This window comes from Moorena sp. (assembly GCF_982860115.1).
On the sequence record NZ_CEYLVT010000005.1, the window covers coordinates 52078 to 68959 of the forward strand.

Consider the following 16882-nt stretch of genomic DNA (forward strand, 5'->3'; position numbering starts at 1 on the left):
AAAGTCAGAATGAAACAAAATCAAGCCATTATTCAAGTAAAAGAATTACGACAGTATTACGATAAATATGTTGCTGTAAATGGCATTGACTTTGAAGTGTATCCCGGCGAGATTTTTGGCTTGATAGGTACCAACGGCGCTGGTAAAACATCCACAATAAAAGCTTTAGCTGGGGTACAAAAAGTAACGTCTGGAATGATTCGGGTCATGGGAAAACCACCAGCAATGGTGCGGTCATCCCTAGGATACTTAACACAACAGTTTTCACTATATTCCGATTTGAGTGTAGACGAAAACCTCCGTTACTACGCTAAAATGCGTCGTCTACCCGAGGAAATCTTTCAATCTCGCCGAAAGCAATATCTCCAATGGTTAGCCCTTAAGCCTTTTGCTGATAGATTAGCAGGAGATTTATCGGGGGGAATGAAGCAAAAGCTGGCTCTATGCTGTGCATTGATTACCCAACCCCAAATTCTACTGTTGGATGAGGTCTCTACTGGTATTGATGCTGTCTTCCGCCGTGAGATTTGGAGCTTTTTAGCAAAAATTGCTCAGCAGGGTACCACTATTGTGGTGGCAACCCATTATCTAGATGAGGCAGAACGCTGCGATCGCGTTGCCTTAATCCACAACGGTACTATTCAACAAATAGGACCTCCAGAAGATTTGCGTGCCAGTATGGACTTATCTTGTTTTGAGGTGGTGCCTGAGGATCCAATGTTGGCATCGGGGTCAATTTTTGCCGCAACTGAAAAGGCTTTGCTAAATGCGATCGCTAGTAACGATACTCCAGTCGTAGATCTCAAACCCCTAGGGGATCGCATGATGGTTTTTGTGAGCAAACAGGCTATCTCTGCAGAGGAGGCCATACAACAAATATTACATCTTCACCAACTGCCCTCAGCTCGGATACAGCCTGCCAATCCTACACTGGAGCATGTAATGGCCAATCATTTGCAGCGATCTTCAGGGGTAAAGGCAAGTTTTCCAGGGTTGTTCTCTAAAGTGTCCCAGAGATCTTCACCACCCTATAACTCAGCTTCTAATGGCAATTGGATAGTGAAGGTTGATCAGGTCAGCAAGGTTTATGGTACTTTTCAGGCCGTGCGATCGCTAAGCTTTACTATTAGTCGAGGTGAAATTTTGGGACTGCTGGGGGCCAATGGTGCTGGCAAAACGACACTCATGAAGCTCCTATGTGGTCTACTGCGCCCCAGTAGTGGAAAAATTTACTACACATCTGAGCATTTGCTACCCCATTCACCCTCAGTAAAGCAAAGAATTGGCTACATGAGTCAGAAATTGACGTTGTATCCAGACTTAACCATCCTAGAAAATTTGTCTTTTTTTGGTCGAGCTTATGGAGTTCCTCGTCAGCAACGTAATGCTCGCATCGATTGGATACTTCAGACTTTTGGCTTAACCCAGTCGGCTCATCAACGACTTAGAAATCTATCTGGGGGTAATAAACAGCGAGTCGCTTTTGGAGCTGCTATTCTACACGAGCCAGATATCCTGTTTCTAGATGAACCTACCAGTGGCATGGATATTCTGGTGCGACGGCAGTTCTGGCAAATTCTTCAGGGGTTTGCCCGCCAAGGTACAGCGATTGTTGTCACTACCCACTCTATGGAAGAGGCGGAATACTGCACTAATCTGCTGTTTATGCGGTTGGGAGAGCTAATTCTGCAAGGGTCTCCTGCCGCTATTAAAGCCCAGCAAACCGGTACCCTCGTAGAAATTTTGTCTGCCTCTCCCAAAAACACCCTCTATAGCTTAGAACAACAGTTTGAGCCTTGGCGCATGGTATTTATGGGCGATCGCATCCAGATGATTCTGGATCAGCCGTCACATATGTCCCAGCTACAGGATTATCTAGCTTCGGTAGAAGTCCAGCCTCACCAAATCACTCCCATCCCCTTCTCCTTAGAAGCAGCGTTTCTCAACATTTCACAACATCCTCAAAAAAGGTAGCGCGATGGACAGGATTTTGGCTCAGTGCATCAAAGAACTGGCGCAATTTCGTCGCGATCGCCTAGGGGCAGCATTGGTATTCTTGTTGCCTTTAATGACCATGCTGATTTTTGGTTTTGCCATTCGCCTTGAAATTAAGGATGTACCATTAGGCGTCAGAGATTTTGACAATAGCCCCCTCAGTCGAGCCTATATTGAGCAGGTTTTTGCCACTAATCAGTTTAAGCCTGTAGCAGCTACCACAACCGATGGCATGGACTTGCTTGATCGGGGCATCGCTCAAGCAATAGTGGTGATTCCTCCCGACTTTTCGCACCAATTGAAAAAGGGAAAAATCAATGCCCTGCAGGTCATAATCGATGGCACAGATGTGAACAATGCTCGGGTAATCCAGAACAGCCTTCGTGCTACCACTCAATTTTTCTTGGAAAAACAGGGTTTCCAGACTCAGCGTCCCGATGTTTTCGCTCATACCCGTATCTGGTTTAATCCGGGGCGAAGGGAATCCCTCTATATCGTACCTGGAGTTTACGCTATTGTTTTGTTTACCTATCCTGCTCTAGTGGCAGCGATGGCCGTGGTACGGGAGAAAGAACAAGGTACCTTGGTTCAGGTCAAAGCATCAGGGATTAGTGCTTGGGAGTTTCTGATCGGGAAGGCTTTGGCCTATGTAGTGATTGCCATCGGCGAAGCAGTACTGTTGATGGGGTTGGGTGGGTTGCTGTTTGACCTCTGGCCAGTAGCAAATCCTTGGCCGCTGCTAGTTGGCACTGGGCTGTTTTTGATGGTCAGTGTGGTTTATGGATTACTCATTGGGGTTTATTCCAAGCAAGCTTTGGTTGCTGTCCAAACTGTTATGAATACTGGACTATTAGCGGCTGTCTGGCTGTCAGGTTTTCTCTATCCAGTCAAGAATATTCCTTGGCCACTGTCACTGGTTGCTAATATCGTGGCAGCTCGTTACTATATTGAACTCACCCGAGACGCATTTCTAGTAGGTGCGGGCTGGCTTCGTATTGGCCACGTTATTCCTATTCTATTCCTGCTCACAATTGGAATGTTCATGTTATCGTGGTGGCGAATTCGGCAGAGATAGGAAACCGTAATTGAGCATGGGGAAGATGAAACTGGGATTTTTCTCAGGTATAGGTGTTTGGGCAGTTGTGCTCAAGGACATGACCAATATCTTCCGAGATCGCCAGCTTCTTATCACAATTGTCTTGGCACCGCTATTTTACATGACAGTTTACGGCTTTGCCCTTAATCCCAGTGTTGAACAGGTTAGCTTAGGGGTAGTGGACTATGCCCAATCCTCAGCCAGTCGAGAGTTTGTGGCGACTCTAACTGCTAGTGATGTGGTTGTCCCCACTGTACAAACTTTACAAGAAAAGAATTTAGAGCGATCGCTACTCGCAGGAGAAGTCAAGGTTGCTCTTGTAATTCCCCCAGAGTTTGATCGCCAACTCTCTCAAGGTAACTTAGCTGAGGTGCAAGTCCTGATTGACGGTGTTGATGCTAATCGAGTCGGTATTCTTCGGGGTTATCTCAGCCAAATCATCCGTCAGTATCGCTATCGTAATGACAATTCCCCTGAATCTTCCCTGATTAATCTACAGACAACTATTTTATATAACCCCGGACTGGTGAGCAGTTGGTATTTTGTGCCGGGGGTATTGGGGGTAATTTTGACAGCAATTAGCACTTTTGCCGCTGCCTCCACCATGACAGCAGAAAAAGACTATGGCACTTTTGAACAACTCTTGCTTACTCCCCTACTTCCTTGGGAAGTGCTTCTAGGCAAACTGCTTCCCCTTTTGGCTATCACCCTAGTCATGGTGCTGATGGCAACCGGCTTTAGCCAAGTTGTCTTTGACCTACCATTTCGTGGTAGTTGGCTAATGTTTATGACTAGCACCTGTGTTTATATTCTGCTGACATCTGAACTAGGACTAATCTTAGGTCTGCTAAACCAGAATATGCTACAAGCATTTCTGACCACGCTTTTTATTAATTTGCCTCTAGTGCAGTTATCTGGAGCTTACACCCCCATTGAAGCCATGCCTCCTTTGTTTCAAGGATTGACCCTTCTAGATCCACTGCACTATTACATCTTTATTCTGCGTAGTGTTCTACTAAAAGGAATTGGGTTTGATCTGTTGTGGCAACCCTTACTTTTACTGGTGATAGTAGCCGTAGGATTGTTTATCCTATGCTTGTATCTTTTGAAGTGGCAAAAGTATCATAATTAACCTGAAATTGGTATCGGTAATATAGATAGATTAGCCACTGATTTTTATTGAAATAGCATGAAAAAAATAATTCTTAAACTTCTGACAGCAGGTCTAAAAAAGAATTCTTATCAACCAACTGAAGAACTATCCTTAGAAAATGCCATTGCTCAAATTGATAACTTTTTTGGTCGCGATCGCATGTTAAAAGAATTTAATGCCGATATTACAGTTCCTTACTACACCCAGAGCGAGTTAGGTTATCGTCTCTATCATTCCGCTGAAGATGCCATTCACATGGCATTAAATTTTGATGGTGTTTTTCACGTTGATGGCTACCAAGCTCAACCTCGACTTGTCGCTGAACAAATCGATAAGCTGGGTGCAACGAACGTTCTAGAAGTGGGTTGCGGCAAAGGATTTAATAGTCTATTTTTAGCTCATAAATATCCCAATGTTAAATTTTTTGGCATCGATTTAACACCGTCGCATATCGCCATAGCTAATCGCAAGGGAAGGGATTTGACCAACTTAACTTTTAAAATTGGGGACTTTAATTGCTTAAATTTCCCGTCACAATCATTCGATCTGGTGTTTGCTTGCGAGTGTCTATGTCACGCAGCTCAACCTCATATCACCTTAGCTGAAATTTTCCGCCTCCTCCGTCCAGGGGGAAAACTGGTTGTTTTTGATGGTTATCGTCAAGCTAAACTGGAAAGTTTTTCTCAAGAGTTACAAACCTTAACTCAACTTACTGAAATTGGCATGGCAATACGACATGGTTTTTCTGAAGTTGAAGATTGGACTGAGGTTGCCAGAAATGTGGGTTTTTCTGTGGAAATAATAGAAGACTTAACCTTCGCCATACAACCGACTATTTTACGCCTGCAATCGCTGTCACTACTTTTTTTTCAATCTTATTGGCGGTCAAAACTTTTCACTTTTTTACTGCCCAAATACCTGGTTAGAAATGCTGTTCCCAGTCTATTAATGCCTTTTACTTTTAATATCAACCAAGGTGCTTTGGGATATTATCAATTCATCTTAAACCGCACATAGGAAGGTAAAACAGCTAAAAGGCAGATAAACAGCTAGGGTACTAAAAGAATGTCAAAAATAAAAGTGCTTGACAGGCTCTCACAAGAACATATTATTTACTTAATTTACCTATCTTGTATAGCAAGAAATTTCTGAGTACAGGAAGTGACAACATTTTTTCTTGCAATAGTCTTGTTCTTAGTTTATTTTGAAAATATTTTTGGTAGAATTTTTGATAATTAATTTTAACACTTTCAATATCTTCACTCATATTAATTGCTTGGGCTAAATAAAAACCGCTAGCAATAGCATTATGAATACCTTCCCCCGTAACAGGATCTGTTAAATTTGCAGCATCACCAACCTTAAAAATATTATTTTCATAAATTTTATTGTTCCACTTAGTTGTAGCTAATGGATATACTTTTTTTCTAGTTCTAGTAACTACATTATCTAGAAACTTACCTGCAACATGATGCCTGACCACAAATTCGTCAAAGAAACGAATCAAATTAGTTCCTCTTCTCTCATAATCCTTGAGAGACAAACCAAGTCCTACATTAATCTTCAATAATTTATCATTTAAACCCACTGGAAAAATCCAAAGATATCCGTTAGATCCTAACTCTTGAGATCCTAACTCTTGTTCAAGATAAACTTGTATATTAGAATGATAATAATGAGGGAATAACTCTATAGGTAAAGTCCAATATTCACGAATACCAATAACATTACATTCACCAGCAAAAATTCCACGAGCATCAACTATATAATCAAATTCGTGGTTAAAATTAGATCTAAATTGAGAAATATTATTAACAGATTGTTGGTGATTAATACATCCAGCCTCAATAGCTTTTTCGTAGATAATATTGTCAAAAATATATCTAGGAATACAAATACTCCAATCACTATATTCTTGGTGATATTCTTGGCTATAATAACTAATTATTGAAGAATTCCATAAATAATACTCTGAAGCTAATTTTTTTAAATACTCATAATCAATCCCCATTTTTGTCAATGCCCTAACTGCTTTAGCAGTGATACCATCTCCACAAGCTTTATCTCTGGGAAAAGATTCTTTATCAATTAAGGTTACATGATGACCATTTTTAGCTAGATGGTATCCTGTTGAAGAACCCGATGGACCTGCTCCTACTACCGCAATTTTTGCCATTTTAAAATTTCCTTTTACTATTTTATGGACTGAGCGCGATTTAAATTTTAACTTGAACAACTCTCACATCGGTTTAACTAAAAAGTTCTGGTCAATCATATTTACCTTTAAATTTATCAGTGAATAGATTTATTAAAAATAGTTTCTAATTAAATTAATGTTTTCCTTTCCACAGAATTAGCTGATTTAAGGCATTAATCATTTTAAACCAACGGGAATGGCTTTGCAAAATATGACGGTAGGGGATAGTACTTTCTGCTATCATATCCACTGAAGAGGAAGCCCAAAGCTTGGGAAACCAGCGATGGAGTGTGCGATCAACAATGTGTTTCAGCAACATTAAACTTGCTAGATAACCATGTAAAGGAATCAGGCTATCGCTCATTTGCTCTAGGGCGATCATATCGGGGTGACGGCGTTGGGTATATTTAGGGACAGCTTGGGTTAAATTATCATCATATTCATCTAGTAGTTGGTTAAACACTAGACCATCTTCAAGAGACGCACTGCATCCCTGGCCGATAATGGGTGAAACGGCATGAGCGGCATCTCCCACCAACAATACACTGTCGCCAAAATGATAGTGACTACAGATAACCGTTGTGGTTTGGGAGAAAGACTTCTGGGCAAAAGCATCAGCTTCTTCTGGCGATATCAACTGACTGAAATATCCCATATGTTTGTGGAAGAAAGTTGAAATATCTAAACCTGATGAGATACTAGATAAACTATTATACCCCCAAGTAAATATAACTACACCGTTGTAATTTCTATTGGGTGTAGGCCAACACAGGAGAGCTCCAGCCGATCCCAAAGAATAAATATGAACACTATTCCTATCTAACTGCAACTCAGGATGATTTTCAGGACAGCATAGCGTTAAAGCTTTAAGATCAACTGGACTTTTGCGGAGCTTGACCTCAAGACCGGTTGTATGTTGTAGTATATTTCTGACTTGAGACCGTACCCCATCAGCCCCAATCAACAAATCATAGGCTTTGCATAGTTGATAGCCTGAAGCTGACTGAAAAACAGCCGATTTTGCTTCTAAATTCACAGCTATGCATTCGTGTTTGAAGTGTATCTTTAAGCGACTAGCATCATAGCGTTTGGTCAAGGTTTCTAAAAGAAGATTAGTGAGAACATTGCGCTCGATCAGGAGTCGAGGTTTTTTTCGTGAAATAGATTGAACGACTCCACGGGAGTTACGGATTTCTTGTCCCAAAGGCATTGTTCCCCGTTCTATTGCCAACGACTCTAAACCGACTTCACGAAGGGCAGCTCGTCCTCGGAATCCTAGCAAAATACTGTAGGAGCGAGCACTTGACACGGGATTAAGTCTTGGATCAGGGCGTTTGTCATATAGCTCGACACGATATTTACTGTCACGTTGCAACAAATAGTGAGCCATTAATAGTCCGCAGGGTCCAGCACCAACAATGATTACAGTTTTCATAAAGTTTATTTTATAAAATTATTTGATAACTATTCCTCCATCATGATCTTTACTGAAATTTATAGGTTATACATTGATCTTCGTCACAATAAACCATTTAATTTTATGCTATACCGCACTTTTAATGATAATTATAGCAGTTTTAAAGTTATTCATGCTATGATAATTTTCAGCCATGCATAAATAGTAATTTAATTAGCCTTCAATTCAGTAATAATTTCCGCATCTGCTGGCATTCCTGGTTTAGCAAACCCCCCAGGATTATCAATAGTTATTTTAATTCCAAAGACTTGTCTTACACGGTCTTCTCTAAAATAGATATTCTCCGGAGTAAAGGATGCTTGACTATCAATACTAGTCACTGTAGCACTTAAAGGTTGATCTGGGTATGAATCAAGAAATACCTTAGCTTTCTGTCCTACTCGAATTTTGCCAATATCTCCTTGAGGAACGTATCCTCGTAGATAAACATTGTTGGGATCGATCACCGTTAAGAGTGTTTGACCAGCACTAACTATTTCCCCTGGTTCAACCAGACGAGTAATAACCACACCATCAATGGGACTGGCAATTTCTAGATCACTTATTTTGCTTTTAATTTCTTGTTGGAAAGCTTTGGCAATCTCAACTTCAGCTTGAACCATAGCCAGTTGTAAACGAGCCTGGGCTAACTGAGTTTGTAATCTGCTCAGTTGAGCGTTGATCATCTCTGGGTTGAGAGTAGAGGTTTGGGCTTGTACTAACTTACCCTGTGCTACGTTTACTAATTTACCGATGGCATTAACTGATGCTTGACTTGCTTTAACAGTTGCTTGGGCTTTTTCAAACGTTGTCTGAGCTTGGTCAAATCGTTGTTTGCTTACGGCTCCCTGCTCCACCAATTGAGCAAAGCGATCGCGATTAGCTTTTGCTAAGTTTAATTCAGATTGAGCTTCTTCTAACTTAGCAAACGCTTGATTAAGTTGAGCAATATTAGCGGCAACTGATGCCTCAGCTTGTAAGACTTGACCTCTGGTATCTTCTTGTGATTTTTTGAGATTTAGCTGCACCTCCAAAATTTGACTTTCCACTAAATTGATTTGCAGACGGCCATGAAGTTCCTGTTGCTGAGCAGAAACTAAACGAGCAGTAGCACCTTTTAACTGAGCTTGAATTTCTCGATCGTCAAGGCGCACAATCTTCTGATCTTTGTTTACTTCTTTACCTTCCTGCACAGCGACAAAATTAACTCTACCTCCAACTTTCGTCCCAATATCAGTTTCGTCGCCCTCAATCCGACCACTTAGTAGGATGGTTCTATCTTGGGATGTTGATACAAAATACTTGCTTGACACAGCTATCCCAGCTAGGCTTAAACCCAATAGGCTCAGTAGTAAAGGATAAATTTGCCGCTTCGGCTTGATAGTTTTCTGATTTTTAGGATTTTCTTGATATAAAAATAGAGATTTATCCATAAAGAGTTATTTTTTTTGTTTTATTACAAATATATGGGAACTAAAATCCTAACTTATAGCACTAACCATTAAGGGTAGGACATTGATACAACCAACAAAAGCTGTTCTAGGAAACTATTGCTAGCATGCCTTGCGCGTAGCGCTATAACATGTCTGACAATTTTCCTATCAGTCACTCTAGTAGGGTGCTAATGGTGTTTGCTTAACCGATGAAGATTGAAAATACTAACCTTGTGCTTCTCAGGGCACCAGACCTAACCAACGAGGATGCGCTGAAGGGATTACAACTCCTTCAACACCAGTTAGTTTAAATTCCAGAATCAATGAATTATATCATCAACCGTTAATCCAAAATGACTTGTATTACCATTTAAGTGCTGACTAGTGGCTTCAGACATCCTCTTACGGAATATTTAGGGATCAACACTCAACACTTAACACTCAATTTTTAAACACCAAATCCCCTGCGTCAACCCGGAGATTACCTATTTTCCAACCTAGAGAAATCGGTTCATTATCATTAACGGGTTTGTAGAGATCAAGGTGTTTTGACCAGTCATGTTCTTTCCCATTTCGGGTCAGACTTTGCAAGTCATTTTTAGGATTGTAGGTCAGTTGAATACTCTCACCAGTGCTACCAATCCACTGGACTTTACCTAGGTCAATTTCACGTAAATCTAACTTACTTTTTGTCTTAACTGCCTGTTTAAAATCCTCATAGTTACCATGAGATTCTTCTTCTCCCACTTCTAGAGCAAAGCCAGCATAGCTATTGCCTAGGGTTGTTGCCTTCAGAGTTTTTTCCTGACTATAGAGCTGGGCGAATTTCTGGTTCGGTATAGCCACCTCAGTATAGGTATCCAAATTAATTGAGCGAATCGCTAACCAGGTTTTCTCCAGTTTAAAGAACCAAATACCGTCTTCTATTTCTACTTGAGCCGTCTTAGGTAATTGGAAAAAGAATGGTCTATCCGTAGCTGGTCTTAACCAAAGAACTAGGTTACGGTATTGCCCAACTTGGTCTCCCTGATTTTTTCCTGGCTTCACCCAATCACCACCGGTATTAGCAACAAAATAATCCACACCCCGCTCTTGATTGTATGCCATTAGCTTGAATGGTCCGACATCACCAGCGGGGAACTCACCGGCCACACTCCCCAACTGATAGGTATGACCAAAAAAGGTGGTTTCCCAATATCCTGGTTTATCCTCACCTCCAGGTTTCCAATTTTCATAGACTGGTTTACTCGCCAGGATTTCCACAGGCTTCTGAAACTGCTTACGAGCTAACTTGACCACCGCCTGGGGAGGTCGATAGGCGCTAGTAATTACGTGAATCACATCCCGTTCTGGCTTAGGATTGACTAAGGTAACATCGCCAAAATAAAGCCAGAACAGACGGGCAGCACTGGCTCCGTATACCACATTACTTTTGCCGTAATCCCGCTTAGTCGGTCCACCAAAACCACCTCGATAATATTTCACTGCTGCCGCCGCTGACATCCAATCTAGAGCCGCTTTCGCCAGTTGTTTCACCTCCGGCTCCTTCGCAAAGTCGTAGAGATTTAGGTAAGCCGCAAAGGTGTGACCATGGTAAGTCTCTGAGTCCCACTCTCCCATACCAATGTTGTATAGCGCCCAGACATAGCGCTGAATTTTCTTTTTATACAGACGCCTAGTCTCTTCATTCCCGGTTTCCTCCGCCATCAGATAAACGGCAATCTCTCGCATTGCCCGGAGATTATCGGTGTTGCGTCCATCCACCCAACCTCCTCGCACATCCGGTCCCCAACCATCACCACCTTTTCCCTTACCATAAATGGGGTGAGGACGTCCCTTGGGGTCTGTTTCTGTCCAGGTTTTAGCACCGTCAAACATTCGCTGTTTGTAGGTCGGGTCGAGAAATTGCCCAAAGAAGAAGTATTTTCGGATTTGTCCCTTGAGGGTGAAAGCGTAATAGTAGTCAATACCCTCAGTGTGTTGGTTATCTTGAGCTTGGGCATCTTCTGACTGCAGAAACTCTAGGGCTTTCTCCCGATTGCCAACAATAAAATCAAACATGGCATAGGGATAAGACCGCTTCTCATTTTCCCCGTAGTTGTTGCCATAACCTTTACCACCGTAGTACTGAATTGCCTGGTTGGCTCGCACCCAGAATTCTGACTCCAATTCAGGAGTCCACTGATTCCTATACTTAGTCGCAATCGGTAAGGGTTGAATCTGAATTAGATCAGTAACAGATCTGCTAATAACTGGTTTAGCCTCTGACGCTGGTGTGGTCGGTATAACTTGGTGAGTACAGCCCAAGATAGCACCAGCGACAAAAGAAGCTACTAGTAAGTGACGAGATTTCCGAGATTTCACCAGATTTCACCAATTGTAGCGATTGGTCTCAATTCTTACACAAGAACCAACACTGTACACCTGAGCGTCAACCCTAAATTAAACATCGGCACTTCACAATTTTTAATCATGGGCAATGGGGCTCAGAACGCCCAGGGATTGATAAATTCAGGATATAGTCATGTTTGATTTAGTATTTGCTCGCAATTTGGCCACTACATTAATCATACTCACTCTGTTCATTCTTAGCTTAGACAAGTTGTATCGGCAGGATCAAAACGCTGGAAAACCCCAAAGGGTAAAGCACATGCAACACGCCCTTCGAGTCGGATTTGCCCTCAAGGCAACTCAATTCCGTTGAAATTCCGTTGAGATTCCCTGAACTAGGTGTGGAATAGGAGCCAGTTCCCTAGTTCGACCCAAGTTACTGGTTTGTCAGATGGCTGTGGATATTAGTAGACAATAAACCGATAGTAACCATGGATAAGGCAAGTACGTAATTATTCGTAGGCCATTATTGCGAGTGGCTGAGAGATTTCCGAGATTTTGCGGATACGGTTTACTGTCATTTCCCATTACTCTTGTATATGGTAGTTTTAACCTTTTGCTGCATCCCCCTGGGGCACCCAACCGCCCATCAGGGGTTTTTTGTATTCAGTGTGGCTAAATTTTATGAGTTATAGTATGCTGTAGTCTTAACCGTAATTGAAGGAGAGCGTAGTGGGGAGTAGGAATCGGGGTTTGATAATATCTAAATTAGGCTCACCCTCCCTACCCAGTCTTATCCACTCAACTCAAAGTCTCCCAACGTTACTACACTTTTAATAATCTGCCAAAAATTCAAGCTATACTAGTATTAGCCTGGAAAATACCTAAAGTTTTCCATATAAAGGAAAATCCATTTTAAGCTTTTTAAGTTTGGTAGCCCTATAAGTCAACTTAAAATGTGATATAATAGTGTTTGATTTATTTTTAAACACTAAAACAATATCTATCAAATTTTTATAAAAATCGTTAAAATACAACTAATAATCAATTCAGGAAATAATAATTCCAATTTGTTGGATAATTTTACTATAAAAAAAGATTTATTTAATTTTTATTAAAGATTTTTTTAATAATTAAAAATATTCGGTAAAGCCCGCCATAAAAAACACTCAAAAAAAACCGGTTCAATAAATCCTAAAAAATCGGTTCAATAAATCCTAATTGAAACGTGATAAAAATCAGCAGGAGAATGGTTGGATTCTTACCCATCTTCCCCATCTCCATAAATCATCTCCCTACAGGTGCAACGCTCCAGATCTATCTGTGGGGAGTCGTCAAAGCTAACGAGTGCTGATGGTACACACCCCACTAAAAACCCGAATTACGGGCTTGCTCCATCAATTGCTCAGCCCTACGTCCCCACTGGGGATTACCTTGGCTATTGTAAAGGTCTCTAGCATACTGCAAGACTTGCAGAGCATCACTAAATCGGTTTTGGCGCAGAAATACTACACCAGCAGCATAATAGGCATTAGCGTAATTCGAGTTAGCTACCGCTGCTTGCTGGAAGGCTGCCAGAGCACCATCCAAATCTCTCTGAGTAAATAAAATTCCCCCGATATTGTAGTGGGCTTCGGGGTATTTAGGATTGATTTTGATCGCTTGCTCAAACGCCTTTTTTGCTTCCTCTAGCTTGCCCTGTTGCCTATAAATCAGTCCCAAATGATATGCCGGTTCGGGAGCATTACGGCTAAATTGCATTGCTTGTTTAAATGATGCGATCGCTTGTTGGGGTGTTCGCAACTGGGACATAACTAGACCCATGTTATAGTGAGCAACACCGAGTAATGGGTCAAGTTCCAGAGCTCTTTCTAGATATTCCCGTGCCTGAGACAAATTCTTTCCTTCCAACAGGGCAGCCCCTAAATTAGCAAAGGCTAGAGCAAATTCTGGATCGGTCTGGGTTGCCTGATAAAAGGCATCGGCTGACGCTTGCAATTTACCAACCTGCCGCAATGCTAGACCCAAGTTGTAGTGTGCTGGTGCTAGCTTGGGATTGAGTTGGGCTGCCTTTTCAAACGCCACGATCGCTTCAAATACCTTACTCTGTTGAATTAATGCCAGTCCTTGATTAAGTTGCTCAAGGGCTGCGGGTTGAGTTGGTTTGAGTGCTGGCAGATACTGAGACTGAGCGATTAGTCTAGTACTGTAACTGTAACGGCGAGTCAGGGGATGATGTCTACTCAGTCTCCCTGGTGAATCATTCAGATTATCTGGGTTAACCCCTAGGGCGTGGGAAACTAGTGGCTGTGTCAGCACCAACAGCCAACTCACTCCTAGGGAGAAATATCCTCTGGTAGTGACTTTTGTGTTAACAAAGATTAAGTTTAATGGGAACAAATTTTCCTTAAGATTTTTGAAACATTTTTTTTTATAGTTGTTACGTGTATTCATATTTTTTGAAAATTAGTGACCTAGAGTTATCTTACTTAACAGTTTTAGTAGTTTACATTACAAGACATTGCAAGTTCGATCTAGATCAGACCAAAATACGTTAATCTCACAACCAGATAACGTTGATCCCATCTCAACAAAACTTATGCATAAATCAGTAGTCAGGAGATAAGTAGGTAAAATGATTAGGTAAGAGAAGCGTTGGCGTATGGCAGGTTTTAACCAACTCACTTCCCTAGCAGATCATCCCCTTAATGCTCCGCTTCAATGCATAAGTCCAATTGAAATAATTTGGGGGTAAATTATGAACGGCAAAGTGTGTAAAGCCACCCGTAATGTGGCAATTGTTGGTCCGTATCTCAGTGGGAAAACCACTCTACTCGAAAGTTTGTTGTCCGTTACTGGTACGATTTCTCGCAAAGGCACAGTAAAGGAAGGCAACACCGTCGGTGATAGTGCCACCGAGGCCAGGCAACGCCAAATGAGTGTGGAGGTAACTGCCGCCAGCACCGAGTATCAAGATATCTGCTTCAATTTTATAGACTGTCCCGGTTCCATTGAATTTGCTCAAGAAACCTACAACGCCTTAGTTGGTGTGGATGCGGCTGTCGTGGTTTGTGAACCAGTAAGCGATCGCGTCCTGACCCTAGCACCCTTATTGAAATTTCTCGACGACTGGGAAATCCCCCACTTAGTCTTTATTAACAAAATGGATCGGTTTGAGTTGACCGACGATGCTAATGGTAACTCCTTACGGTCCGTCTTTGATGCCCTCAATTCAGTTTCCACTCGCCCCTTAGTACTGCACCAATACCCCATTGGTAAGGGAGAACACCTCACCGGATTTATTGATTTAGTCACCGAGCAAGCCTATCTTTACCATCCTGATGCCCCAGCTGATCCGATCCCACTGCCAGAGTCATTGAAAGAGGCAGAACAGCAAGCACGCACAGAATTACTAGAAACCTTAGCAGATTTTGACGACCACCTCCTCGAAGAACTACTAGAAGAAATTGAGCCACCCCAAGAAGAAATTGTCCAAGACCTGAAGATGGAATTGGGAGCCGACTTGATTGTACCGGTATTTATGGGTGTTGCTCAGCAAGATTACGGCGTTCGCCCCTTGATCGATGCCCTACTGCGGGAAGCACCAACCCCAGAAAGCACCGCTGAGCGTCGGGACATTGCTGGTGATGAATCAAGCACGGTGGCACAGGTACTCAAAACCTATTACACTCCCCAAGGTGGAAAACTCTCCCTAGTGCGAGTCTGGCAAGGTAAACTAACCGATGGCATGGTCTTTAATGGTGTCCGCGCCGGAGGCTTATACCGTATGTTTGGTCACCACACTCAGTCAGTTTCCCAAGTATCTGCTGGTGACATCGTTGCCCTGGGACGCTTAGAGGGTATTAAAACTGGTGACACCCTGACCACTGATACGGGTAATCCAGAGATGAAATTACCAATAGCTGAGGCAAGCAAACCAGTCTATGCGTTAGCCATTACCCCTCAGAAGCGCAAAGATGAGGTTAAGCTCAGTGGTGCCTTAACCAAGCTGTTGGAAGAAGACCCATCTCTGGTGTGGGAACAACATGGAGACACTCACGAAATCATCCTATGGGGACAGGGAGATATTCATCTTCAGGTTGCTCTAGACCGGATGAGCCGCAAATACAACTTACCGATGACCACTCATTTACCCCGAGTACCTTACAAAGAAAGTATCCGCAAATCCACTACCTCTCACGGGCGTTACAAGCACCAAAGTGGTGGTCATGGACAATATGGTGATGTCTACCTTGATATCCAACCCTTGTCTCGGGGTGAAGGGTTTAATTTCTCGGAAACCATTGTCGGTGGGGTGGTGCCAAAGCAATATATCCCTGGTGTGGAGATCGGAGTAAAGGAGTACTTGTCCCATGGACCCTTAGGCTTCCCAGTGGTAGATGTGGCTGTTACTCTCACCAATGGCTCTTACCACTCGGTAGATAGTTCGGAACAGGCATTTAAACAAGCAGCACGGCTAGCTATGACTGGTGGCATGCCCAATTGTGAGCCAATGTTACTTGAGCCAATTATGTCTGTTGGGGTCTATGCACCTCAGGAATTCACGTCTAAGGTGCTGCAATTGATCACCGGTCATCGGGGTCAAATCCTGGGCTATCAGACCTGTTCTGATTGGACAGGATGGGATTGTGTTTCTGGCTATATCCCCCAGGCAGAAATGCAGAACTTGATCATGGAATTGCGATCGCTTACTCTAGGGATCGGTTTCTTTAAGTGGACCTATGACCATCTCCAGGAAGTGCCAGGTAAGCTAGCTGATCGGGTGCTGGCAACCACTGGCAATGGTAATGGTAATGGTAAGAGCTAGGTTAATCCTGTTAGGGGTTAGGTTAATGGTGTTGGGTTAATGGTGTTGGGTTAATGGTTAATGGTTAATGGTTCTAGTACTTAAAACCATTACCGATCATGCCTAATGCCTAAACCTATCATGGCTAATCCCTAGCGAGAGGCTACCCGCTGGAGTTTTTCAATAATAAAGGGAACTATCAAAATCAGTAGTTTGATTGGCCAAGGAACAAAAAATAGGCTGACAAACAGACAGAGTAAGGCTGTTATAGCTGCAGCCACTTTGACGATTTCCTCAGTAGTCTTAACGCAAAGGTAAATGGCTACTGAGGCGATCATTAAAGTCATCGATAAGGGTATAAGCATAATGATTACCTCAACTTTTTCCGCCATAATTGCCTAACCTAGCATCAGG

12 protein-coding genes are annotated in these 16882 nt (G+C 42.4%); 6 read left to right on the forward strand and 6 right to left on the reverse strand.

Translation table 11 applies throughout. From position 1 onward, the window contains the following. Window positions 1-9: 9 nt before the first annotated feature. From AC4II3_RS01840 to AC4II3_RS01855, 4 genes are read left to right on the forward strand one after another with little or no spacing between them, the layout of a single operon-like run. Window positions 10-1974 carry an ATP-binding cassette domain-containing protein gene (locus tag AC4II3_RS01840; RefSeq protein ID WP_488007096.1) on the forward strand — a complete coding sequence of 655 codons (1965 nt, stop codon included), beginning with the start codon at window positions 10-12 and terminating at the stop codon, window positions 1972-1974. Between the two features lie 4 nt (window positions 1975-1978). Continuing rightward, window positions 1979-3070, forward strand: coding sequence for an ABC transporter permease (locus tag AC4II3_RS01845; RefSeq protein WP_488007098.1), 1092 nt, complete (start codon window positions 1979-1981; stop codon window positions 3068-3070). 16 nt (window positions 3071-3086) lie between these two features. Continuing rightward, the gene (locus AC4II3_RS01850; RefSeq protein ID WP_488007100.1) at window positions 3087-4223 is read left to right on the forward strand and encodes an ABC transporter permease; all 1137 of its coding nucleotides are present in this window, start codon (window positions 3087-3089) and stop codon (window positions 4221-4223) included. Window positions 4224-4280: 57 nt separating this feature from the next. Further along, window positions 4281-5261 carry a class I SAM-dependent methyltransferase gene (locus AC4II3_RS01855; protein ID WP_488007102.1) on the forward strand — a complete coding sequence of 327 codons (981 nt, stop codon included), beginning with the start codon at window positions 4281-4283 and terminating at the stop codon, window positions 5259-5261. Between the two features lie 91 nt (window positions 5262-5352). On the opposite strand, the gene AC4II3_RS01860 is transcribed toward AC4II3_RS01855, so the two are convergent. The 4 genes from AC4II3_RS01860 to AC4II3_RS01875 all read right to left on the reverse strand — a co-directional run bounded on the left by AC4II3_RS01860 (window position 5353) and on the right by AC4II3_RS01875 (window position 11580). Then, window positions 5353-6480, reverse strand: a complete 1128-nt coding sequence (locus tag AC4II3_RS01860; protein ID WP_488029103.1) for an NAD(P)/FAD-dependent oxidoreductase — start codon at window positions 6478-6480, stop codon at window positions 5353-5355. Between the two features lie 94 nt (window positions 6481-6574). Beyond that, a complete protein-coding gene (locus tag AC4II3_RS01865; protein ID WP_488006917.1) occupies window positions 6575-7876 on the reverse strand; it encodes an FAD-dependent oxidoreductase in 1302 nt (433 codons plus the stop codon). A 191-nt stretch (window positions 7877-8067) separates the two neighbouring features. Beyond that, complete coding sequence (locus AC4II3_RS01870) at window positions 8068-9330, reverse strand: HlyD family secretion protein (RefSeq protein ID WP_488006915.1); 1263 nt, start codon at window positions 9328-9330, stop codon at window positions 8068-8070. Between the two features lie 441 nt (window positions 9331-9771). Beyond that, complete coding sequence (locus tag AC4II3_RS01875; protein WP_488006925.1) at window positions 9772-11580, reverse strand: hypothetical protein; 1809 nt, start codon at window positions 11578-11580, stop codon at window positions 9772-9774. Window positions 11581-11854: 274 nt separating this feature from the next. On the opposite strand from AC4II3_RS01875, the gene AC4II3_RS01880 reads away from it, so the two are divergent. Continuing rightward, the gene (locus tag AC4II3_RS01880) at window positions 11855-12034 is read left to right on the forward strand and encodes a hypothetical protein (protein WP_488006913.1); all 180 of its coding nucleotides are present in this window, start codon (window positions 11855-11857) and stop codon (window positions 12032-12034) included. A gap of 995 nt (window positions 12035-13029) precedes the next feature. Here the strand turns inward: AC4II3_RS01880 and AC4II3_RS01885 are convergent. After that, entirely contained in the window at window positions 13030-14115 is a 1086-nt protein-coding gene (locus AC4II3_RS01885) for a tetratricopeptide repeat protein (protein ID WP_488006911.1), read from the reverse strand. Window positions 14116-14419: 304 nt separating this feature from the next. Between AC4II3_RS01885 and AC4II3_RS01890 the strand changes: the two genes are divergently transcribed. Then, window positions 14420-16489 (forward strand): elongation factor G, encoded by a 2070-nt coding sequence (locus tag AC4II3_RS01890; RefSeq protein ID WP_488006909.1) that lies wholly within the window; start codon window positions 14420-14422, stop codon window positions 16487-16489. Between the two features lie 131 nt (window positions 16490-16620). Here AC4II3_RS01890 and AC4II3_RS01895 read toward each other — a convergent pair whose 3' ends face one another. After that, window positions 16621-16860, reverse strand: a complete 240-nt coding sequence (locus tag AC4II3_RS01895; protein WP_490722763.1) for a hypothetical protein — start codon at window positions 16858-16860, stop codon at window positions 16621-16623. Window positions 16861-16882 lie beyond the last annotated feature (22 nt).

What these genes read in the sequence shown, in the direction of transcription:
- AC4II3_RS01840 (WP_488007096.1), top strand. Translation starts at nt 10, where the DNA reads ATGAAACAAAATCAAGCCATTATTCAAGTAAAAGAATTACGACAGTAT.
- AC4II3_RS01845 (WP_488007098.1), top strand. Translation starts at nt 1,979, where the DNA reads ATGGACAGGATTTTGGCTCAGTGCATCAAAGAACTGGCGCAATTTCGT.
- AC4II3_RS01850 (WP_488007100.1), top strand. Translation starts at nt 3,087, where the DNA reads ATGGGGAAGATGAAACTGGGATTTTTCTCAGGTATAGGTGTTTGGGCA.
- AC4II3_RS01855 (WP_488007102.1), top strand. Translation starts at nt 4,281, where the DNA reads ATGAAAAAAATAATTCTTAAACTTCTGACAGCAGGTCTAAAAAAGAAT.
- AC4II3_RS01865 (WP_488006917.1), bottom strand. Translation starts at nt 7,876, where the DNA reads ATGAAAACTGTAATCATTGTTGGTGCTGGACCCTGCGGACTATTAATG.
- AC4II3_RS01870 (WP_488006915.1), bottom strand. Translation starts at nt 9,330, where the DNA reads ATGGATAAATCTCTATTTTTATATCAAGAAAATCCTAAAAATCAGAAA.
- AC4II3_RS01880 (WP_488006913.1), top strand. Translation starts at nt 11,855, where the DNA reads ATGTTTGATTTAGTATTTGCTCGCAATTTGGCCACTACATTAATCATA.
- AC4II3_RS01885 (WP_488006911.1), bottom strand. Translation starts at nt 14,115, where the DNA reads ATGAATACACGTAACAACTATAAAAAAAAATGTTTCAAAAATCTTAAG.
- AC4II3_RS01890 (WP_488006909.1), top strand. Translation starts at nt 14,420, where the DNA reads ATGAACGGCAAAGTGTGTAAAGCCACCCGTAATGTGGCAATTGTTGGT.
- AC4II3_RS01895 (WP_490722763.1), bottom strand. Translation starts at nt 16,860, where the DNA reads ATGGCGGAAAAAGTTGAGGTAATCATTATGCTTATACCCTTATCGATG.